The following is a 20,692-nucleotide window of genomic DNA, read 5'->3' as shown; positions in this document are numbered from 1 at the left end:
CAGGGTCCAGAAAGTCAGGGTCCAGAAAATCAGGGCCCAGAAAGTCTTGTGAGAGAAATCAAGCTGGGGATGTCAACGGCTCTGAGTGGACCTGCCGCGGATCTGGGGCAAAATATGTACCTGGGGGTGCGGATCGGGCTGGCTGAGCAAAATACAAAAGGGGGGATTCAGGGAAAAAAACTTCGCCTGGTTGCCCTGGATGATGGTTATGAGCCTGTGCGTACCGTGCCGAATATTCATGGTCTTATTGATCAGGAAAATGTTCTGGCAATTATCGGCAATGTCGGAACACCAACGGCCATCGCCGCCTTGCCAATAGTGAATGATGCCAAGGTTCTGTTTTTTGCGCCCTTTAGCGGTGCCGGGGGCTTGCGCAAGAACCCGCCGGATCGTTACATCGTCAATTATCGGGCCAGTTATGCTCAGGAAACCTCGGCCATGGTTGAAGCCCTGATCGAACAAGGTGGGGTCAAGCCGGAGGAGGTCGCTTTTTTTACCCAGTGGGATTCCTATGGAGATGCTGGATATGTTGGAGGGGTTGCCGCGTTGATGCAGCATGGCCTGAGTTCCCCGGCGGCAATCACGCACGCACGCTATGAACGCAATACACTGGCTGTGGAAAATGCCTTGGCAGATATTCTGCTGGCTGAACCCAGACCCAAGGCCGTGATTATCGTTGGGGCCTATGCGCCGAGTGCACGCTTTATCCATCTGGCCCGCGATGCAGGAATAAAAGCTCTGTTTCTGAATGTTTCTTTTGTCGGCAGCAGTTCGCTGGCGCGCGAGTTGACAGAAGAGCCGATGGCTATTCACGAATTTGCGCAGGAGGGTGAAGCGGCAAGAAACGCGCTGACAACATTTGAAATAGAGCACGACGAGACTGTGGATTATTCCAGGGGGGTGATCGTAACCCAGGTTGTTCCCCATCCCAAAGACCTGCTGGTGCCTGTTGTCCGGGACTACCACAAGGCTCTGGCCGAACATGCGCCGGGGAAACCTGAGTCTTTTGGCAGTCTGGAGGGGTATATCGCGGCCCGTATCTTTATCAAGGCCCTGGAAAGCCTAAAAGAAGAGCCAAATCGGGATAATATCGTTGACGCACTGGAAAAGCTTGGGAGGTTTGATATCGGTACCGGACATGCACTCTATTTAGATCAGCAGGAGCATCAGGCCAGTCATGAAGTCTGGCCGACAGTTTTTGTCGACGGGGAGTTCGTCCCTTTTGACTGGTCACAAATATCTTCTTTCCTTCCGCGTTGAGACGGGATCCTTATGAAGCCAGGGACAGATAATCCTTCTCCGAAAAGAGAGCCTGCCGAACAGTCTTCGGCTGTTGGAGGCTCTGCCTTGCCGGGGAAAGCCGAAACACCCAACATGGAGGCCAGACAGGTTAACCGGATGTTGTGGGCTCTGGTGGGATTGATTCTGGTGACTGCCCTGTCGATCAACCTTCTGATGGGCTGGGGTGTTCTCAGCCAGCAAAAAGAACTGGCAGACAGGACGGCGGAAAAGGTCGGCTTTGCTGCCCAGAGCGCCCAGATCAGGCTTTTGTTCAGCCGGAGCCGGGCGACAATCAATGATGTTCTTAACCCGGAAGGGGTTGTCCAGCAGCAGGGGGGGCCGGAGCAGGTTGTAAATTTCCGCGACAGCCTTTTGCATCTTCTGGATGATGACGGGGAAAGTGACAGGGGCGGTGGCCTGGCGCTGCGCAGTTCTGCTGAAGGCTTTGTCACCTTGCTTGACCAGGTTCACCGCTGGCGCAAAGCCTATAAACCGATCTTGAATGATATCGAAAGCCGCAAGTCACTGGAAAAGGTCCGCGGCGAAATTACGGCCATGCATGGCATTCTGACAGCGGTGGTTGGGCGTGAACGGATCGTGTCTGCCCGACAGATTCAGAAATACCAGGAAGCCACAGGTGATGAGGCGGAAAAAATGGCCCATGAACTGGTCGATACCCACATCCGCTATATCCGGGGAACCTGGGGCAATTTGCAGCGGGAACTGGCGGATGTACAGCGTTTGATTGAGGTCCTGTCAGGTGAAGATAACTATGATCATCTGGTTGATATCAAGGACAACAAGCTGAAACCGGCTCTGGAGCGTCTACAGCGCGATATGGTGGCGCTTAATCTGGCCGGGGAAAACGGGATTGTTTTCGGGGAAACCGAGCTGGAGGGGCTGATGAAGTCGCTTTTCGGTACGGGTTATGTGATTGATCAGCGTCACCAGACCATTCATGTTACCGGAGACGGGTTTTATCCCTTGCGCCGGGATTACCTGTTCTTGCAGTTACAACGCAGAAGCCTGCAACAAAATCTGGATGTTCTTTCGGGCAACTTTGAAAGGGCTTGGGCCCGCTTTGTCCAGTTTGAGCAAAACCGCCAGAAACAGGTTGATCTCCGGTCGGGCGACGAGCTTTCAACCACCTGGATTATCGTTTCTATCCTGAGCCTGACGGGCGCGGGGGTTTTCCTGTTGCTGGTCAGTCTGATATTCCGCGAAATCAGCAAACAGGTCCGTATTCTGGCCTATCTGCGCGGTGCTGCGGAAGCCTCCAACCAGGCCAAGAGCAAGTTTCTGGCGTCCATGAGCCATGAACTGCGCACGCCCCTGAATGCAATTATTGGCTTCTCCGAAGTGATGCAGATGAAAACCTTTGGGCCGCTGGGCAACAGCCGCTATGAGGAATATGTCCGCGACATCGGACTTTCCGGTAAACACCTGCTGGATATCATCAATGATATTCTGGATATTTCCTCGATCGAGGCGGGACGGCTGGAAATGAACGAGGCGCCGTTTGATTTCAATCAGGCGCTGGACGAGGCAGTACAGATGGTGCGTTTCCAGGCTCAGGAAGCCAGAATAAGGATTGAGCTCGACAGCGAAGAAGAGGCGATGCGCTTCTGGGGCGATGCCCGTCTGATCAAGCAGATCCTGGTCAATCTGCTGAGTAATGCTGTTAAGTTTACACCGGCAAATGGGTCAGTCATGCTGTCGCGTTATTGGGACGGTGAGGGGCATTTCTGCCTGGCGGTCACCGATACCGGGATCGGCATGGATGACGAGGGGCTGGTCACCGCCCTGACCCCCTTTGGCATGGTCAAGGGCGCTTATGATGGCAGCAGCCGGGGCACCGGGCTGGGGCTGCCGCTGGCCAAGAACATGATGGAAATGCATGGCGGCAAGATCGACATCCGCAGCAACCCCGGCGTTGGCACCGAAGTGGTTCTGATCTTCCCGGGTGAACGGGTGCTTGGCAAGGAGATCGCCCCGGCTGTAGCCATGGTGCATTGAGGCTTTCTGTTCCGTTCTGCTCTGTTCCGGGCAAAATTTCACAAGATCTGGGAACGCTGTTGCCGGAACATTTCATTTAAGCTGAAGCATAAAAGCGTTTCCGTTATCTATTCCTTCTGGTTCTGCTGTCTTTTATTGCGCTGTCTTTTCCTTTTGGGCAAAGCGTTTGCGGTAGGCGGCGGGGGAGGTGCCGACCAGCTTGCGGAAGGCGACGCGAAAGGTCTCGAGCGAGCGGTAGCCACAGTCTTCGGCGATGTCATCCAGTGCAGAGGACGAGGTTTCAAGCATCTGCTGGGCCCGGTACATGCGTTCGCGTTGCAGCCAGGCCATGGGCGGGCTGCCGACGGTTTCGCAAAAGCGCCGCAAGAAGGTGCGTTCGCTCATGGCGGCGCGGTTGGCCAGTGCCGAGATATCCAGCGGTTCTGACAGGTGATCCCGGGCCCAGTCCATCACCGCGCTCATGCTCTGGCCCGGGCGTTGCTGGATCGGGGCGGCGACATACTGTGCCTGCCCACCATCGCGGTGTGGCGGTGTGACCAGCCGCCGGGCCACGCTATTGGCAACGGCGCTGCCAAAATCCCGGCGTACCAGATGCAGACAGGCATCAATCCCCGCAGCGCTGCCCGCAGAGGTGATCACCGAGCCTTCATCAACATAGAGCACGTCTTCTTCAACCTGCAGGTCGGGAAAGCGCTCCTTGAGATGCGGCATGTGGCGCCAGTGGGTGGTGGCGCGTTTGTCTTGCAAAATACCCGCCGCGGCGAGAACAAAGACGCCGGAGCAGATCGACAGACAGCGTGCGCCGCGTTGTGAAGCCGCCGCAATGGCCTGAAGCAAGGCAGCAGGGGGCTGTTCGGCCCGGTCGCGCCAGCCAGGCATGATGATGGTGCGGGCCTGTTGCAACAGCTCCAGCCCCGCATCAGCCTCGACCATGATACCGCCCGTTGCCCGAACTTTTTTACCTTCGGCCGAGACCACGGCAAAGCGGTACCAGGGAAAATCAAACTCGGGACGGGCTAGACCAAAGACCTCAACCGCAATGCCAAACTCAAAGGTACAAAGACCGTCATAGGCAATGACAACGACAAGTCCAGGGTCCTGGCTGTTGCGATCTTGTTGAGGCAGATCATCAAGGGGATGGGCCTGCTGTCTGCGTTCTTTCAGCGTGTCTTTTGAGGTGAAATCCAAATGGTCAGTCACTGGCGGCATGGAAAATCGCTGAAGGTCAGAGAAAAGGGGCTGGTTTTCTGGGCTGTAGATCAGTTTCCAGTTATTTGGCGAAATATTACCAGTCTTTGTCATTAACGCCAATGGCGTTTTTTCATCGAGCGGGTTTATATGGGGCATTCACCCAAGACCGAAGCGTCCAGACCAAGGAGTTCATCATGACCAGTTCCGTAACCCAGACCCCGGCAGCCCCATCCGATCTGGCCCAGCAGCATTTTGCCGCCATGCTGGGCTTTGAGACCGATTGCTGGGATACCCATGAAAGCCTTGAGATGGCGGCACAGAAAGGCGCGGAGCCGGACTTTATTCTGGTTGATGTCCGCAGTCCTGATATGTATGCCAAGGGGCATGTGCCGGGTGCGATCAACCTGCTGCATGGCAAGATGATCGGCTCGCGGATGGCGCAGTTCCCCAAGGACAAGCTCTTTGTTGTCTATTGCGCGGGACCGCATTGCAATGGCGCGAACAAGGCGGCGCTGCGGCTGTCCCGGCTGGGCCTGCCGGTCAAGATGATGATCGGCGGGATTACCGGCTGGCTGGATGAGGGCTTCGCTCTGACAGCTCCGGGGGACACTGAGCCCGGTCTGGTGGATATCGGCGCGGTCGGGGTTGAGGCGTGAGCAGCCGTGATTTGCCCGGATCAGATTTGCCCAGACCAGATATACCCGGATCAGACAAGCCCGGATCAGACGTGAATATCCGCCGGGCGGGGGAGGGTGATATTGCCGCTCTCTCCCGGCTCTGCGCCGCCCATGCTGCTTTTGAAGGGGCCGGATTTGATGCGGCATGTTTTGAGCGGGGGATTGGCCCAGCCCTCTCTGCTCCCATGCCGCGTCTGTGGGTCTATCTGGCGGAAGATCAGGGAACTGTGGTGGGCTATGTCGCGCTGTCGCGGGAATTTTCCACCTGGCGGGCGCAGGACTATCTGCATATGGATTGTCTCTTTATCGAAGAGGGCCAGCGTGGATCGAGGCTGGGCCAACGGCTCTTTGCGGCTGCACAGGCCGAAGCCCGCGATCAGGGGCTGGAAACCATGGAATGGCAAACCCCGGACTGGAACGCCCCGGCCATTGCTTTCTATCAGGCACTGGGCGCAAAAGCCCAAAACAAGCTCCGCTTTTCGATTGGCTAGGTGTCTGAATAGCCTTGGTAAGAACCCTTTATCTTTGCCCTTTATTCGATCATGTCGCCTATGCAGTTTGTCAGGGGAGTATTGTTTCCTGATTGACAGAGTTGTAGCGGCTCATGCACGCTTTGCTGCCTTGAAGTGTGCTGATATGGCCCGACGCAGAGGGTCACCTTTTAGGCCGATTGCCTTAAGCTCTTTATAAAGTCTGGGCTGATTTCGGGCTTAAGGTCAGCCCCTCCACAACCAGAAATTTGGCCGCCCTGGTGGCACCGATCGTTTTGCTGGCAAAGCGAGCATTTGCGGCAGTTTTTTCTGAGTGAGTGCTTTTCTTCATGGGGTTATAATACCACTGATTTCAAAAGAAGGTGCTGGTATTTTGTTCCGAGGTTGACGGTTGCCCGGGCGAAACGGGGGCCTCTTCACTGGTGAATTGCCCAACTTCCTTTTCTCAGGTGCTGGGCAGGGATAAGGATATTCTCAATCCGCTTTTAATCGTCAGCTATTCCGGGGGGCTGCGCTCCACCGCTCCACCGCTCCACCGTTTGAGCGCTTGACCTTGAAGGCTTTAAGCCAATTTTTATTTTCCGTCTTTATGATGATACCCGGTACAGATTTTCAGTGTGATTTTGGAGACCAGTATAAAAACAAGGATCAGGGATGAGTCAGAGGTCCAATCGATTTATCAGGATGCTCATTTTTCTTTGTTCGGCTTCGTTATCGGTGTCGCTATCGGTGGCGCTATCACAATTGGTGGCGGCGCAAGAGCCGCTTGTCTTTTCCGCAATTGAAAAATCTTCCTACTCCACCATTAGTGAACGCGTCATGCGCGAAGCTTATGCGCGGATGGGTATCGAGGCCCGGTTTTCTGCTTTGCCTGCCGCCAGAGCCTTGGCGGTGGCTAATTCGGGAAGCGTCGATGGAGAACTCTACCGCATTAAAAATGTGCACTTAAGATACAAAAACCTCCTTATGCTGCCCGTGCCCATCGGGATTATGGAGGGAGTTGCCATTACAACAGACCCCGACATCACCTTGTCAGCGTGGCAAGATCTGAAGCCCTATCGGGTTTGCATTCGCAACGGTGTAAAGTTTTCCGAAATCGGTACCAGGGATTTACCCGTCGATACCAGCAATTCCAACGAGCAGCTTTTTACAAAGCTGGGCAGCAACAGATGCGACGTGATTATTTTGGCGCGTCTGACCTCTATCCCCCTTGCCAAGAAATTTGTTAAGGAGATGAAGACCCCGGTTTATTACCACGTGGTCGAGACCTACCCCTTGTTCCATTACCTGCACAAAAAGAACCAGCATCTGGTGCCAAAGCTGACGGCGGTTCTGAAAAGAATGGAAAGAGAGGGCACCATCGCAAAGATCCGGGCCCAATACATTGAAGAAATATCTTCTGCCAGCTAGGGATTAAGGCAGGCCTGCCGGATCAGGATTTCCACTTGATCGGGGTGATGTGCAAGCTGCTGTCATCGACAGAGACCATGATATCGCCGTCCTGGATGTTGACCTGCAACCGCATTGAACGGTTGGCCAGTTTTCCCAGTTCACTGGTGTCTGTTCTGGAAAAATTGATCACCTGGAGATTATCAAACCGGGTGGTGCTGTTTCTGGTTTTTTCCCACCACATATCCGCTGTACTGCCGCCGTAGGAATAGATAATCACCTTATCGGCCTTGCCGCAGGATTGACGGATGATTTTCTCGCCCGGCAGGCCCAGCGCCACCCACAGCTCAATCTCGCCGCTCAGGCTTTTCTGCCAGACGTCGGGCTCGTCATCGGTCGAGATGCCCTTGGTAAATTCCAGCTGTTCATGGGCATTCAGGGCAAAAGCGAGAAGGCGCACCATCAGGCGTTCATCGGTTTCGGACGGATGTTTGGCAACGGTCAGGTTATGGGTTTCGTAATAGTGACGATCCATATCGGCAACGGAAAGTTCAACTTTATAGATGGTGGCTTTCTGCGCCATGTCTTGTCCTTGGGGAAATGTATCCGGGGAATATCACAATCAGGGATGTGTACTGGGTCTGGCAACTTTGGGAAAGCTTAAAAAGAACCGCCCGGGGAGGCCCGGGAGCCCAATAGCGGGATTATCTGCTGGACAGGGCTATTCGGGCAGGAGGGCCGAACAGGCGCTGACCCCAAAAAGGGGTGCTTCGATTGAGCTGTTCGAAAGCGCAACCGTTTGGGTCAGTCGGGGATTTTGAGATGGGACTATTGAGGGTCAGGCGTGTTCTGCGGCCATCATTGCCTTGAATTGTGCCACTGCTTCCTGGGCGAAGCCCACGGCGGCAAAAACTTCGGCTGTGAAACTGGCCGGGGCGGTGCCGGGGGCGGTAATCACCCGATCCGCCGAGACCGCGCAAGGGCTGCTGACATAATGCGCGGAACCCGCGTAAGTCGCGGCATTGCGCGTGAGAAAATCCGGATCGTTCGAGGTGTGGCGCAGATCATTGAGCAGTCCGGCCCGGGCAAGGGCCAGCGTGCCGCCACAGATCCCCGCAACCGCAGCGCCACGGGCATGTTGAGCCTTGAGAAGATCGCTGATATCCGGTGCCTGATCCGTCTCCCAGATCATGCCGCCGACAACCACAACCGCCGCGGGCTGCCACGCTGCAAGCGCGTCCAGATCCTGTGAAACAAGGGCCGTCAGCCCGCCCTGGGATTGCACATCGCCCGTCACAGGCGCAAAAAAACGGACATCGAGACCATAAAACGGCCCGCCTGTTCCCGCAATCAAGGCGTATTCCCAATCAGCAAAACCTGGCGTGAGTAGTACCGCAATTTTAGCCATCGTCGCTGTCCTTGTGGGGTCTGTTCGTCTGGGGTGCTTTTGACGGGAACCTATCGTGAACAAAGTGTTTGCGCAATGGTTAATTTCGCCCTGAGGTGGTGATTGGCGCCGATGGATGCTTAATCTTGATTGATCTCTTTAGTAGATTTGTATAGTGTTTTTGCAGCTATAAAGGGATTTTTAGTTTCGTAAATTTTGTGAAATAAGAGCAAGATGATTTGTCGTTTTGATTGATCCGAATGTAAGCTTTCAACCCGAAGCGGTCCTCACCATTCAGATAGCGAAACGACAACTATGTGGACTTTACTGCCCGACACCGTCCTCGAACTTGCCGATTACAAGCACATCAAGGTGGTGCGGCCCAGTGAGGAAATTAAGAAAAGTTTGCCTTCGTCATTCCCATTGCTACCCAAGACAGATCTTGTTACCGAACGATCCGTAAATGCCTCCAAATCGCTGTAACTGACCAACCGTTTCTTGAGCCGTCGGTGACTTACCCGCCATTGACCAAATTCAAAGTCAAGATCGCGAGAAATGCGGGAAATAGAAATTGTTTCGTGCATGAGCTTTTTGGAGGGCAAAATCATTAGCCGAAGGCTGAGCGGGCCTCGTTTTTGTATAATTTCGACAAGGACGGACCCAGCGTTCAGTCAAACGGTCTTAATTTCGGCTCTCCTTTAAACCATGTTGTGTTGCGCACTGACTAGCTTTAATGTTTGAAAAATTGCATAGAGATCGCCACACAGTGATGCCAATATTCAAGACTTAACTGTGTGATACAACAAGAAAGATGGATCAATGACGTCAACCAATCAATCTGTGACCTGGGACCCACTCGACGCCGCTGGTTTAACAGATGCAAATGTCCTTGCTTCTGCGAAAAAACGCGAAATCAAGAATATTTTGAAGTCATATGTAAGTAATTATGACCCCCTTTCCGAGTTGATCCAAAATGCTATGGACGCAGTTGAGAAGAGGTGCGAGGCAGATACGAAGATCTACCCTAAGGTCACGATCATCGTTGATCTGAATGAGAATTCTATCGAAGTTTTGGATAATGGATGTGGATTTGAGGAAGCAGAATTTAAAGCGTTCCTAGCACCGAGTATTTCGTTCAAGTCGGGAGGCGAGACACGGGGCAACAAGGGCGTTGGTGTCACGTACATTGCATATGGGTTTAATGACCTAACTATACGGACGAAGAATCGCCTCTTCTCTTATCAAGGCACGATGCGCAGAGGGCGCGAGTGGATTGAGGATCACGAGGGGACTGTTTCGCGTCCGCTTATTGAGCCAGCAAAGACTAAGAGCAACGCGTTCGATGCGCTTGACCAAGGAACCAGCTTCAAAATTGCGTTCTCAGGCAAGCATGTTCGCCCTAAAAATCTTGGGTGGTATCAAGCAAAAACAGCAGAACAGTGGCTGTATTTGCTGCTTATTAAGACACCTCTTGGTTCGATTAAATTACCAAGTTGTTCTGCCTCAAATATCCAATTTGATTTGAGGGTCATGGACAAGGATGGCAAAGTTACAAGCCTTGAAGAGCAGGAAGCAAAATATAAGTTTCCCCACTTAGAGGTCCATGCAAGCCAACAACTTCGGAAGATTGTTGAGATTCAGCAAAAAGCTTTGAACGAAGGTAAAGACCCTGCGAGAGCAATAGACAAATTTCGAAAATCGAATGGTATTTATGAAGTTTATTCGCTCGACCAAGTTTTGCCGTTAGCTCGACTATCAGATGATGAAATTGAACTGGCTAAAACTCACAATGTTACTGCCTACGGTTACTTTGTATATTCGACCGAGATTTGGGACCAATTAAATGACAAGAAGGCTAAACTCAGGCAGGGATTGAGAATCATCAAAGGTGGCCTCCAAATTGCAAGCAACAGCATGCCGCAAGGTGAGCTTATTACCATTCCATTGTCCAAGAGTATGGGCCATCAAAACCAAAGCCATGTGATCGTTCACTTTGAGGGCGCTGAACCTGACTTGGGTCGGAAGGGGTTTCAACCTGAACTTAAAGAACTGGCCGAAAAAATTGCTGCGGGGGTCGTTAAACAGCTAAGCGCGAGAAGAGAGGATATCTTGAAATCGGATAGCGGTGCACATACTGATATCGATAAAGAGCTTAAGGTACATGAATGGCTAAAATATCAAGAACAATATGAGGCCGATCACCCCCTAGTGCTTAAAAATGATGGCTTCTTTCTGCCTACGAAAAAGATTTCTGTTATGTGTGTCCCACAAAGCGAGCAAGACGTAATCGTTTTATTCAATCAATTAATCGCAGGTGGGGTTATTCGTGGATTAAAGCTACTCGCAACTTCACAATCATCCCAATACGACGGCGTTTTCCGCTTCTCCGCGGAAGATCCATTGTCGGCATATGAATTCTGCCAAAAAAATAATCCGCTCGGAGTGTTCGGAGAACAGCTTACAAAGACATACACGACTCAACCGAAGGTTCTTGAGTATAAATTCTGTTTAGATGGATTGATCAGAGAGTTTGAAGGTGGAGACAAACACGAGAACGATGTCGATCTTGCAGTGTTTTGGGAGATGGGCAAAGATTTCGACAAAGAATATTCAGTGATTTCGTATCTTGATTCAGAACTAACTCACCGTCGATCACACCACGGCCTAACACATCGGCTTTGCTCAGCGAACTCTTATATTGAGGTTATTTGCCTGCAGGAACTCTTCCAAATGCTTAATGATCCAGAAGAAGCTCATAAATATCAGCAGTCTCACTATGGTGACGACATATAGAAATCGTTCCCCTCTGAGAATGGTTATTGACCGTAACAATCTCGGAGGGTTGAGTTAGGCCCATTGGTAAGTATAAGCGCTGGTTCAAATTCTTGGCGTAGCTGCGGTATTGGTAAAACACAGCAGCTTTTTATGCGCCAGTAGTGAAGGTCCGCTAATGGCACAAAGCAGTCATCAAATTATGGTTCTTAGATTCTCCTATACTTACTGCTTTACCAGCCCCCCCTCACACCCAATCGACGGCGGATTTGGGGGCGAGGATGATGGCGAGGTCGTGGGGGTGGGTCAGGGCGCTGTAGAGGGTTTTCTTTTCTTCGTCGCTGGGGAGTGCGGCGGGCGGGCTGTCTGATGGCGCGCCAGATGTATTTCCAGATGAACAGGGGCCGATGATCAGGGCGGCGGTGCTTTGCTGGGCGCGGCTGCGCGGGGCATGCAGGGCATAGGCGAGGGAGAGGCGGTCGAGCTCGTCAAAGGCGAGGTCGTGGCTTTTGCCCTGGAAGTCGATGGTGATGCGGCCTGTATCCAGCTTGGGAACTGTGTCTAGCCTGGAGCCTGTATCCAGTCTGCTATCCTGATCTTGCACTGCTGCGGGTTCTGTTGTCTGTGGCGCTGCGATGTTCGAGGTCATGGCAGAGGCCGTACTCGTGGCTGTGCCAGAGGCTGTGGGGGCTGCAGGGAGCGCGGCATCGGGGGAAGATGCTGTCAGGGTTGCTGGGGCAGATATATCTTCAGATACAGTCGTTGATCGTGGCCCGGAAGCTGTCGCCGGGACTGGCCCGGCCAGGGGCGGCAGGTCATCGCGGGTGATGTCCTTGATGATGCCACAGTCGCCCGCGAGCAGGTCGCGTTCGGGGTCGTTCTCGCTCAAGGTAACCTTGTCACCGATGCGAAAGCGCCAGCCAAAACGATCGACAAAGAGGCCGTCTTCGGGCGGGTTGAGCAGCTGTTGCAGGCGCAGGTTCAGCTTGCGCGGGCCGAGTTCGCCCAAGGCGGAAAGACAGATGACCTGCAGGTCCTTGCGCGGGTCCAGCTTGAAGGATTTGGGCAGGCGGTTGCTGATGATTTCGGTGATCTTGCGCAGGCTGTCGGCGGGGTCACTGGTCTCGACCAGATAAAAACTGCCCTGCGCGTTGGGGCCTGTCTTGAGGGTTACGGTCTTGCCATCCTTGATACGAGAGGGATGGGGGTGTTTGTCTTCGGCCATTTTTGCCTGCATTTCTGCAGCAGGTTTTTCGCGCTTCAGGTTGGGCGGTCTGCCGTGGAACAGGCGCAGCTGGTTATCGGACAGGCGGTTGTGTTCCAGTTCTGGCGGCAGATCCCACAGCGCCAGCCAGGGCACATCGGCCTGTCGGGTCAGTTCTTCGAGTACCCGGCCCGATCCGGCGGCGGGCAGGCGGGTCATGTCATCGATCAGCAGCAATCCGGCGTCTTCGGGCAGGGCTTCGAGCGCCGCCAGCAGCAGGGCGCGATCAAGCAACGCGGCAGAGGTAATCACCAGCAGCTGGCAATCCAGCGGCTTGCGGCTGTTGTGTTTGAAATTGCCCGATTTGGCGGTGTAGTCCAGCAGCTTGACCAGCGAGGTGGCGCTGTAGTCCTTGAGCGCCGGGTCTTTGGCGAGATCACGGGCTTCGGCTGCACTGGCCGAGGTCAGGGCAATGGAAAAGCCCTTGGCCGCGAGGATGCGCAGGAAGGCGCGGGTGACGGTCAACTTGCCTGTGTTCGGGCTGCCATTGATCAGGCGGATCTTGCCCGTGTCGGGCTTGGCGAGCAGGCCGATGACGGTCTGTTTCTGGTTGATGGTCAGGGGGATCTTGCCCTTGTCCCGCACCCAGTCCACCGCCTTTTCAGCCTCGATCCCGGCCCAGAGCGCGCTGCCGTCGCGCAGGGCCTTGAGCCGCTTGCTGATTTTCTGTTCGGCCTGCCAGTGGTCGTGCAGGATCAGTTCTTCAACTTCATAGCCTGTTTGATTCTGGGGAGGTTTTTCTTCGTAGCGCTTGCGGTCCTTGACCAGATGGATCTGTTTGTCCGCCCGTTCGGCCTCTAGCGCAGAAACCAGCAGATCCAGCGGCAGGTCGAGGCGTTTTTCCAGCTGGGCCAGCAGGGCATTCCTGCCGCGATAATCCGCCGCCTGGGCCAGCGCGTGATAAAGGGCGGCACGGGCGCGCAGGGGGGAATTGGGCTCCAGCCCCAGACGGTGGGCCAGGGTGTCGGCCATGGCAAAGGGCAGGCCACGGGTCACCCGCAGGAAACAATAGGGATCGGCACGCAGCAGATCGATGATCTCGGCGGCGGTCTTGCCGGGCCAGGCCTGAAGCAGGCGCAGGGCGCGGACGGGCTCGACCCCGTGGTTATGCAGGAAGCTGGCAAGGAGGGCAGAGTTCCGGCGTTCACTGGCCCAATCGCTGAGCAGGGTGAGCTTGGCCTTGGTCAGGCCCAGGTCCTTGGCCTGTGCCTCGAGCTTGTCCGGCTGGTTGAGGATGATATCCAGCGCTTCCGGGCCAAAGGTTTCGGCCAGCTGTTTGGCGGCCTTGGCCCCCAGCCCCTTGATCATGCCGCCCGCCAGTTGCTTTTCCATGCTGGCGATCTGGCGTTCACGTTGTTTTTCGGGGCTTTCAACCTTGCCCTTGCCGCCGAGATGTTCATCGAGAAAGTCGCGGCAGGTTTCAAAGTCTGAAGTGTAGCCCTTGGGCAGTTTCAGGCCGCGCGCCGCCGCGATGGATTTGGCGGTTTCTTTCATCTTGTCGGTCGGCTTGCCCCGCCCGGCCCCCTTGGGCATGGCAACCCCGGTGTTGATCTTGGGGGCAGAGGCGGCGTTGGTCTTGATGATGTTGATCAGACGCGCAGTATCCCTGCCGATGTCGTCCCAGACCTGTCGCGCCGACTGCTTGCCTTCGAGCACGTCATCCAGATGCATTTCCCAGATCGCGGTCACGCCGGGATCCACCAGTTCAGGCGCGGCGGTCTTGAGCGTGCTGTAGAGCGTCAGGCCAGCCTCGGTCGGGATGATGTGCTTGCCGCTCTGGGCCAGAAAGTTCTGGACCTTGAGCCCGGTAATGACCGAGGCGCGGGTCGCCGGGGTGCCGATGCCCTTGGCTTCCTTGAGCCGTTCTTTCAGGTCCTTGTCTTCGACAAAGCGCCAGGCGTTCTGCATGGCATCGATCAGCGTACCCTCGTTATAACGTGGCGGGGCCTTGGTCTTTTTACTGTCGGTGGTCACGGGATTGAGCGTGGCAAGGTCGCCGTCCTGCACTGGAGGTAACTCACGCCCCTCTTCACTGGCGTCCTCTTCCTTTTTCTCCATCACATCGGTGTAGACCGCTTTCCAGCCCTGTTCTTTCGGAATGTTCCCGGTGACCTTGAAGTCGAGGATCTTTTCCTTTGCGGGGCTGCCGTCGGGGTTGGGCAGGGTGACCGGCACATCCATGGCCACGGTGGTGGACTCATAGACATAATCGGGCAGCAGAATGGCGAGATAGGAACTGGCGACCAGATCAAACATGCGCTGCTCGTCTTCGCTCAGGCGCGGATAGATCGTGGTGATGCGGTCCATGGTGTTCTTGTTCGGCACAATCGCGTGGTGCGAGACCCCCTTGAGCCCCGCATCCGAGAAATGGCCGCTTTTGCCCTTGCGCACTTCCGGCTTGCTCAGGTCGATGTTCTGGTACTGCGGCAGACCCGTCAGACCCTGGATAATCTCAGCAATGTCCTCGATCTGGTTTTCCGCCAGATAGCGCGATTCAGCGCGGGGGTAGGTCTGGATCTTCTTGCCTTCGCCATCGTACAGTTCCTGGGCAATGTTCAGGGTCTTGTCGGCGGTCCAGCCCCAGCGTCGCGCGCAGATCTTTTGCAGTTCCGGCAGATCAAGCAGGCGCGGCGGCTTGGTCGACTTGATCTTCTTTTCGGCCTTCAGCGGCCCCTGATAACCCTCGACCGCAGCGCGCAAGGCCTCGGCCTGATCCGGGTCGAGGATCTTGTTTTTCGGGGCGTGGCGCAGATCGAGCGTGCCGTCTTGTTCCTGTGGGGCGGCGTCGGTTCCCAGCTGGAGCTTTACATTGGCAGTGGCGACGAGGTGGTAATAATCCTGGGGCGTAAAGTCACGGATTTCCAGCTCGCGCATGCAGACAATCGCCATGGTCGGGGTCTTGACCCGGCCAATACCAATGGCACCGTACTGTCCCGGCTGTTTCAATGCGACCGTCGCCGCGCGGGTCAGCGACAGGTTGTAGACCTGATCGGCCTGCTGACGCACCACCGCGGCCTGACCCAGATTGTAATACTTTTCGTTCGGTTCCAGATTGGCAAAGGCCTGGCGCAGGGTCTTTTCATCCTGCGCGGTGAACATGGCCCGTTCGACCTTGCCGGAAAATTTGTAGTGGCGCAGGATTTCCTCGCCGATCAACTGACCTTCGCGGTCGCAGTCGGTCGCGATAATGACGCGGGTGGCGGTCTTGAGCGCATCGGCAATGGCCTGCAGCTTTGACTTGGCCGAGGGCGAGGCATCGGGCGCGGGACAGGTCGGGTAAAAGTCATCGGGCTTGAGCAGGTCAAAGGACCAGCGGCCCCAGCTGCTTTCAACCTGTTGCGGTTCCTGCAGGCTGAGCAGGTGTCCCTCTGCCGGGAGAATGCGCCCGTAGTCATTGCCAACCGCCGCCTGGACATCCCGCTTCTGAGAAGTCTTTTCCGTAATAACTATGGTCGACAATCCGCAATCCCTAACTCTCAAACACACCGTTATCCGCTTTTAGCCCAAAGCCAGCACCCAAAGCCAGCAAAAGCATAAGTCCCGAATGGAGATTTTTTTTAACCCGCCGGGTTTTGGGGCGGGACTGTGCCGGGACTGGTGTTGTATTGGGGCTGGTCAGGCGGGGCTGGTGTTACCAGCGATATGTTTTCTCCGAAAGGGAAAGCTTCCCTTCCGGGCCATCCCGGTTTGTGTTTCAAGCTTATGATGAGTTGAGGGACGGCTCTGGCTGCCTTAAAATTCTGTTCAGTCTATTGATCTTGAACGGTTTTGGAGGGGTTGTGCAGCAGAAGTCAAAACCGGAAGCCGGGAAGGCTGGGGCGTCAGATCCGGGCAACGCGTCTGGAAAGTCCCAGAGAACGACCCAGAGAGCTATCAAGGCAAAGTTTCATGAACAGTCCAGTGCCAAACTGTCGGCGCGGCAAAGCCGTTTTGTCGAGGAATATCTGGTTGATCTCAATGCCACACAGGCGGCGGTGCGGGCGGGATATTCGCCAGCAGGCGCGCAGCAGAGCGGCAGCCGGGTGCTGGGCATGCCAGCGGTACGGACAGCGGTGGATCAGGCGCTGGCCGAGCGGTCCGCGCGCTTGAAAATCGATGCGGATTACGTGCTGCGCGGGGCGGTTGAGCTGTTCGAACGCTGTATGCAGCGCAGCCCGGTACCGGATGCGGCCGGGGAATACAAGTTCCAGTATGCGGGCGCGGGCAAGGCGCTGGAGCTGATCGGCAAACATGTCTCGGTTCAGGCCTTCAAGGAACGGGTGGATGTCGGGATCGAAAGTGCTCTGATGGAACGCCTCGCCCGTGGACGCAAACGGGTTCAGACCGGTGGGGTTCAGGTTGGCGAGGTTCAGGCTGGCGGGGTGCAGCCCGGGCAACCCGAACAGGCCACCCAACCCGAACAGGCCAACTGACCTGCTTTGCGGGCTTTATTGTAGAAAACATCCCTTATTCTTTAGCAGGACAGGATTGAACTATGGCCAGGGTTGATCTGGACATTGCCGAGGATTGCGCGCGCTTTTATGCCGATCCGCTCGGCTTTGTGCTCTGGGCGTTTGACTGGGGCAGGGGCGATCTGGCGGACTTTGCCGGGCCGCGTGCCTGGCAGCGTGACTATCTGGACCATCTGGGCGCACAGATCCGCAGCAGAGGCTTTGACGGCGTGCATCCTGTCGCCCCGACCGATATCGCCACGGCGTCAGGCCACGGCATTGGCAAGTCGGCGATGTCGGCATGGCTGATCCTGTTTATTCTCTCGACCCGGCCCTTTGCCAAGGGGGTCGTGACTTCCAACACCGGGGATCAGCTACGGACCAAGACCTGGGCCGAGCTGGGAAAGTGGCACCGCCGCTGTCTGACCGGACACTGGTTTCAGTACAATGCGAGCAAGGGCAACATGTCGCTCAGCCACAAGAGCCACGCCGAGAGCTGGCGTTGTGACGCGCAGACCTGCCGCGAGGAAAACTCGGAAAGCTTTGCCGGGTTGCACGCCGCCAACTCGACGCCTTTTTATCTGTTTGATGAGGCTTCGGCGGTGCCGGATAAAATCTGGGAAGTGTCGGACGGGGGCCTGACCGATGGGGAGCCGATGCGCTTTGTCTTTGGCAACCCAACCCGCAATTCCGGGCGGTTTTTTGAGTGTTTTCACCGCCTGCGCCACCGCTGGCACAGCCGCCAGATCGACAGTCGCGCGGTTGAAGGCACCAACGCCGATCTGATGCAGCAGTGGGTCGAAGACTATGGCGAGGACAGCGATTTTGTCCGGGTGCGGGTGCGTGGTGTCTTCCCCCGCGCGGGCTCGACCCAGTTTATTTCCGGGCAATTGGTGGCTGAAGCCAGGGCGCGTGAGCTGCCACCGCAGCCGGAACAGCCGATAGTGATCGGCGTGGATGTGGCAAGATTTGGCGATGACCAGTCAGTGATCCTTATCCGTCAGGGGCGCAAGCTGCTGGAAATTCGCAAATACCGGGTTGATACCATGGCCCTTGCCAGCTTTGTGATCGAGGCGATCGGACGCTACAAACCTGACGGCGTGCTGGTCGATGGCGTCGGGGTTGGCGGCGGCGTGGTTGATCGCCTGCACCAGCTTGGCCATGCGGTGATCGACGTCAACGCCGGATCAACCGCGCAGGATCACAAGAGCTTTCTCAACAAACGCGCGGAAATGTGGAGCCGCCTGCGCGACTGGCTCAAGACGGCGGATATTCCGGCGGATGACAGCGAACTTGAAAGCGACCTGACCGGGATTGAATACGGCTTTGACGCCAAAAACCGCCTGCAGCTGGAGAAAAAATCCGACATGAAAAAGCGCGGCCTGCACTCACCCGATGTCGCCGACGCCCTGGCCCTGACCTTCGCCGAAGAGGTTGTCAAATGGGGCGACGAACCCGGCGATTTTGACACGGCAATTATGGATTACGAACCGGGGGGGTAGGGCTAAGGGGGAAGGATCTTTATCGATCACAGCCTTCTGGCTTCTGATATGGCTTCATTGGCTTTATCTCTGATACGATCCATATCGTTCTTGGCGGCTTCGACATAACTATCTATACAGTTGAAATATTCTTCTATTTCTTGGTTGTAGCGACTAACTTGCTGATTGTACTGATCTATTTCTATCTGCTGAGTGATCCGATAGGGCTTGTGTGGTTTAGTACGTGGCTTGTTACAGGAGTGAGAGGGATAATTATTATACCCAAAGTTAGAATCTCCAAACGTCAGGGCATATGATACTGATGCCAGAATTATTGTTGAAAATATTGTTCCACAAAAAAATATGATATTTTTTGTTCTCATCTACATTTCTCACTAGTGATTTCTATAATTCAGCGCTGGTGTAATATGAGATCTGTTTTATTCGTCTCAATATCCCTGAATTTTCAGATATTCATCATAGAGGCCAATGGCTTTCAGGCCGCATTCCATCGGGTCGTAACCGCTGCTGAGGGGGGTAAAGCTGCTGGCTTCTGTGGTCAGGGTTTTGCGTTCGGACTGATCGAGGCTGATGCCCTGGACCATTTTGTTGTAGACCGCGCGGTGGTCGGCCGTCAGGACGCTGTTCCAGGTGTGTTCATTGGCACAGCGACAGGCCGAGACCTGTTCCCCGAGGGTGATCGAAGTTGATTTTTCGGCCATTTTTTTGACCAGACTGTGAAGCTGCGGCGGTGCGACGGCCAGCATCTGTTTGAATTCTTCCTGTCCGGCAGGGGTGTTGAGAAAGGCCTTTTTTTGCTGGCCTTCGATCATGCAGTCGCCATAGGGGATGGCTTCGCCGGGGGCAGAGAAATGGGCAGCCAGTTCCTGGAGCGGGCCAAGGACGGCACCGGGATAGGCGGTAAAACTTGTGCGGTAGAGTTCGCTCTGCTTTTGATAGAACGCTGCTGCTTCCGGGGAAGGCGCGCGGATGTGTTCCAGCCAGATCGCGGTTTGCTGTTCCAACGTGCCGGTTTCGGCAAGGACCTGGGCTGGCAGCAGGACAGATGCTGACAGCAGGAATGCTTTCAGAGCAGATTTCATGTAAATAACCCCCAATAGTTGTAGCGAGTTTAGGGGGAGTTTGTACGGCTGGCAAGACAAGGCTTGAGCCTCTGCCGACCACGATAGGGGCGTGATAACGGCAAGGCAGAAAAAACCTGGGGCGCTATCTTCCGGTTGTCCCCTGCTTTTTGTCCTCTTGCCGGGGGCGTTATTTCACAATGGCGTAATAGTGGGTGACAAAAACCTTTGCGGCAACATTGAGGAAATAATCTTTGGTCGCATCTGCATTGGACCGTAAATACAGAGGGAAGACAGTCAGGGTGGTTTTGACGTTGCGGCTGCCTTTGAGATAGAAAAAATCAGCGGTCACGTGGGAACTCAAGGGGCCGAGGGGGTCTTTTCCAGGTGCCTCGTGCGCCATCCCTGTTGTGGACCCATCGGAGCGGAATTTCTGGGGCGCGTCTTTTGTGAGAAAAAAGCTGAACCCGGCAAGAGATGGTACGACAAAGTCAGTTATGTCGGGTGTGTCGACCAGACGCCAAACTTCCGCGGATCTGATCCGGTCTGGTTCAAAGAGGATCATTTCGCTCAGGGGAAAACTTTTGGTCAGCAAAAACTCGTCGACCTGACAAACATGGAAGTCCCCGCGCCGGGCAAAAGCCTTGTCGATCAGGTTGAAACTCGATGGCAGGGTTAACTCAAGTCTTTTGGCCAGGGCCTTGAGCGTAAGAAGGAGGCTGTCGCCGATACCGGTGGGATCGCGTCCGATCACCACTTTCTGGATGGTGGTTTCAATAAATTCGGGCGATGCCGGTTCAAACAACAAGGGGCCAGACAGGCTCTCAAGAGTTGTTTGCAAGGCGCCTTTGAAATGGGCGAAGTCACCAAGCCGGGCAGTCTGTTGTGCCTGTGGTTCCAGATAAGAGAGATAGGCATTAACAAGTTCGGGAGAAGGAGGCGTGGGCGCATCCGTCAGGGATTGCAGGTAGAGGCAAAGCTGGGTCAGCAGGTTCCCCGGCAAAGGCGTAAGTTTTTCAGGAAAGGCTTCCTGGACGTAGGCTTGCATGTAATCGAAGACGTCATGTTCGATTTCTGTGCCATCCATTTGTAACGAAAGACTGGTTCCAGCTGTGGAAAAAACGGGATTTTGGGGCGGGTTTTTCATCTGGTGTTCTCCTTGTTCAAATACTTTGGCGTGATATTTCAACAGTGACCGAACTAGAGAGAACCAGCGTGACACGACTTGTGG

At 55.1% G+C, this 20,692-nt stretch carries 15 protein-coding genes; 8 read left to right on the top strand and 7 right to left on the bottom strand.

The window, feature by feature from the left end; all coding sequences use genetic code 11:
* Positions 1-48: 48 nt before the first annotated feature.
* Together B152_RS0104860 and B152_RS24980 are read left to right on the top strand one after the other, a co-directional pair.
* Positions 49-1,260, top strand: coding sequence for an ABC transporter substrate-binding protein (locus B152_RS0104860; protein WP_211212127.1), 1,212 nt, complete (start codon positions 49-51; stop codon positions 1,258-1,260).
* Between the two features lie 12 nt (positions 1,261-1,272).
* Positions 1,273-3,297: a sensor histidine kinase gene (locus tag B152_RS24980; protein ID WP_020591266.1), complete on the top strand. Its 2,025-nt coding sequence runs from the start codon at positions 1,273-1,275 to the stop codon at positions 3,295-3,297.
* 132 nt (positions 3,298-3,429) lie between these two features.
* Here the strand turns inward: B152_RS24980 and ftrA are convergent, their stop codons facing one another.
* Positions 3,430-4,506, bottom strand: coding sequence for a transcriptional regulator FtrA (gene ftrA / locus B152_RS0104850; protein ID WP_157230847.1), 1,077 nt, complete (start codon positions 4,504-4,506; stop codon positions 3,430-3,432).
* A 176-nt stretch (positions 4,507-4,682) separates the two neighbouring features.
* On the opposite strand from ftrA, the gene B152_RS0104845 reads away from it, so the two are divergent.
* The 3 genes from B152_RS0104845 (at position 4,683) to B152_RS0104830 (ending at position 7,066) form a co-directional block, all read left to right on the top strand.
* On the top strand, positions 4,683-5,144 hold the full coding sequence (locus tag B152_RS0104845) for a rhodanese-like domain-containing protein (RefSeq protein ID WP_020591264.1): 462 nt from the start codon (positions 4,683-4,685) through the stop codon (positions 5,142-5,144).
* Positions 5,141-5,656 (top strand): GNAT family N-acetyltransferase, encoded by a 516-nt coding sequence (locus B152_RS0104840; protein ID WP_020591263.1) that lies wholly within the window; start codon positions 5,141-5,143, stop codon positions 5,654-5,656. The genes B152_RS0104845 and B152_RS0104840 overlap by 4 nt, the downstream gene beginning before the upstream one ends.
* Positions 5,657-6,385: 729 nt before the next feature.
* Positions 6,386-7,066: a substrate-binding periplasmic protein gene (locus B152_RS0104830; protein ID WP_157230844.1), complete on the top strand. Its 681-nt coding sequence runs from the start codon at positions 6,386-6,388 to the stop codon at positions 7,064-7,066.
* A 22-nt stretch (positions 7,067-7,088) separates the two neighbouring features.
* Here the strand turns inward: B152_RS0104830 and B152_RS0104825 are convergent, their stop codons facing one another.
* Both B152_RS0104825 and B152_RS0104820 read right to left on the bottom strand, forming a co-directional pair.
* Entirely contained in the window at positions 7,089-7,628 is a 540-nt protein-coding gene (locus B152_RS0104825) for a YaeQ family protein (RefSeq protein WP_020591260.1), read from the bottom strand.
* 255 nt (positions 7,629-7,883) lie between these two features.
* A complete protein-coding gene (locus B152_RS0104820; protein WP_020591259.1) occupies positions 7,884-8,453 on the bottom strand; it encodes a DJ-1/PfpI family protein in 570 nt (189 codons plus the stop codon).
* Positions 8,454-9,251: 798 nt separating this feature from the next.
* Here B152_RS0104820 and B152_RS0104810 point away from each other — a divergent pair.
* Complete coding sequence (locus tag B152_RS0104810) at positions 9,252-11,225, top strand: ATP-binding protein (protein ID WP_020591257.1); 1,974 nt, start codon at positions 9,252-9,254, stop codon at positions 11,223-11,225.
* Between the two features lie 226 nt (positions 11,226-11,451).
* On the opposite strand, the gene B152_RS24975 is transcribed toward B152_RS0104810, so the two are convergent.
* The gene (locus B152_RS24975) at positions 11,452-15,927 is read right to left on the bottom strand and encodes a DNA topoisomerase (RefSeq protein WP_020591256.1); all 4,476 of its coding nucleotides are present in this window, start codon (positions 15,925-15,927) and stop codon (positions 11,452-11,454) included.
* 320 nt (positions 15,928-16,247) lie between these two features.
* Here B152_RS24975 and B152_RS24970 point away from each other — a divergent pair, with 320 nt between their 5' ends.
* Together B152_RS24970 and B152_RS0104795 are read left to right on the top strand one after the other, a co-directional pair.
* Positions 16,248-16,880, top strand: coding sequence for a terminase small subunit (locus B152_RS24970; protein WP_157230842.1), 633 nt, complete (start codon positions 16,248-16,250; stop codon positions 16,878-16,880).
* Positions 16,881-16,942: 62 nt separating this feature from the next.
* Positions 16,943-18,400, top strand: coding sequence for a terminase (locus B152_RS0104795; RefSeq protein ID WP_020591254.1), 1,458 nt, complete (start codon positions 16,943-16,945; stop codon positions 18,398-18,400).
* A gap of 26 nt (positions 18,401-18,426) precedes the next feature.
* On the opposite strand, the gene B152_RS22545 is transcribed toward B152_RS0104795, so the two are convergent.
* The 3 genes from B152_RS22545 to B152_RS0104780 all read right to left on the bottom strand — a co-directional run bounded on the left by B152_RS22545 (position 18,427) and on the right by B152_RS0104780 (position 20,608).
* Positions 18,427-18,762 carry a hypothetical protein gene (locus B152_RS22545; RefSeq protein WP_020591253.1) on the bottom strand — a complete coding sequence of 112 codons (336 nt, stop codon included), beginning with the start codon at positions 18,760-18,762 and terminating at the stop codon, positions 18,427-18,429.
* Between the two features lie 66 nt (positions 18,763-18,828).
* The gene (locus B152_RS0104785) at positions 18,829-19,482 is read right to left on the bottom strand and encodes a hypothetical protein (protein ID WP_020591252.1); all 654 of its coding nucleotides are present in this window, start codon (positions 19,480-19,482) and stop codon (positions 18,829-18,831) included.
* Positions 19,483-19,651: 169 nt separating this feature from the next.
* Complete coding sequence (locus B152_RS0104780) at positions 19,652-20,608, bottom strand: hypothetical protein (RefSeq protein WP_020591251.1); 957 nt, start codon at positions 20,606-20,608, stop codon at positions 19,652-19,654.
* Positions 20,609-20,692 lie beyond the last annotated feature (84 nt).

The sequence above is a fragment of the Kiloniella laminariae DSM 19542 genome (genome assembly GCF_000374005.1).
GTDB classification, from domain to species: Bacteria; Pseudomonadota; Alphaproteobacteria; order Kiloniellales; family Kiloniellaceae; genus Kiloniella; species Kiloniella laminariae.
The sequence above is the reverse complement of the archived record's forward strand: the minus strand, read 5'-3'. Positions and strand labels throughout refer to the sequence as shown.

What these genes read in the sequence shown, in the direction of transcription:
- B152_RS24980 (WP_020591266.1), top strand. Translation starts at nt 1,273, where the DNA reads ATGAAGCCAGGGACAGATAATCCTTCTCCGAAAAGAGAGCCTGCCGAA.
- ftrA (WP_157230847.1), bottom strand. Translation starts at nt 4,506, where the DNA reads ATGCCGCCAGTGACTGACCATTTGGATTTCACCTCAAAAGACACGCTG.
- B152_RS0104845 (WP_020591264.1), top strand. Translation starts at nt 4,683, where the DNA reads ATGACCAGTTCCGTAACCCAGACCCCGGCAGCCCCATCCGATCTGGCC.
- B152_RS0104825 (WP_020591260.1), bottom strand. Translation starts at nt 7,628, where the DNA reads ATGGCGCAGAAAGCCACCATCTATAAAGTTGAACTTTCCGTTGCCGAT.
- B152_RS0104820 (WP_020591259.1), bottom strand. Translation starts at nt 8,453, where the DNA reads ATGGCTAAAATTGCGGTACTACTCACGCCAGGTTTTGCTGATTGGGAA.
- B152_RS0104810 (WP_020591257.1), top strand. Translation starts at nt 9,252, where the DNA reads ATGACGTCAACCAATCAATCTGTGACCTGGGACCCACTCGACGCCGCT.
- B152_RS0104795 (WP_020591254.1), top strand. Translation starts at nt 16,943, where the DNA reads ATGGCCAGGGTTGATCTGGACATTGCCGAGGATTGCGCGCGCTTTTAT.
- B152_RS22545 (WP_020591253.1), bottom strand. Translation starts at nt 18,762, where the DNA reads ATGAGAACAAAAAATATCATATTTTTTTGTGGAACAATATTTTCAACA.
- B152_RS0104785 (WP_020591252.1), bottom strand. Translation starts at nt 19,482, where the DNA reads ATGAAATCTGCTCTGAAAGCATTCCTGCTGTCAGCATCTGTCCTGCTG.
- B152_RS0104780 (WP_020591251.1), bottom strand. Translation starts at nt 20,608, where the DNA reads ATGAAAAACCCGCCCCAAAATCCCGTTTTTTCCACAGCTGGAACCAGT.